The organism is Mesorhizobium sp. M1E.F.Ca.ET.063.01.1.1, assembly GCF_003998155.1.
Lineage (GTDB): Bacteria > Pseudomonadota > Alphaproteobacteria > Rhizobiales > Rhizobiaceae > Mesorhizobium.
Genome location: NZ_RZSC01001560.1, coordinates 1 through 487, shown reverse-complemented (window position 1 = coordinate 487; position 487 = coordinate 1). Strand labels below are relative to the sequence as shown.

1 pseudogene is annotated in these 487 nt (G+C 67.1%); it reads left to right on the top strand.

Features of this window, described 5'->3' with window-relative positions:
* Positions 1 to 144: 144 nt before the first annotated feature.
* Positions 145 to 487, top strand: a pseudogene (locus tag EOA29_RS39780) (ABC transporter substrate-binding protein); the annotation flags it as partial.

The window sequence follows — 487 nt, the reverse complement described above, 5'->3', positions numbered from 1 at the left end:
GCTTCAGCGCTGCCTGCTCGGCGGCCGCGCGTAAGGTCTCGGCGATCTCGCGGCCATAAATGGTGCCGTCATCGACAATGGCGAACAATTCGTTCTGCCAGAGCCGGGTGAGGATCGTGGCCACCGCATTGCGTTCGTCGTCGCCGCGCGGCCGCCGAGCAGGCAGCGCTGAAGCCGGTCTTCGTCGACACGTTCCGGCCGCAGCTCGACAATCAGATCGGGCTCATCGGCCGGCTGAAGAAGGCAGGCGCGACCAAGGTGTTCGCCGGCGGCGACGGCGACGACATCGCCATCATGGGGCGCGACGCAGCCCAGCTCGGTGCCGGCATCACCTTCGCCGGCGGCGAAAATCTGCGCGCCCCGCCCGGAGATGTGCCCTATGCCGCCGGCACGCTGATGGTCGCGCCGCCCGAATGGGCCGAAATCGCCGACCCCAAGGTCGTGCAGGCTTTTGGCGAAAGGAACATTGTGACGGACGGCTATACCT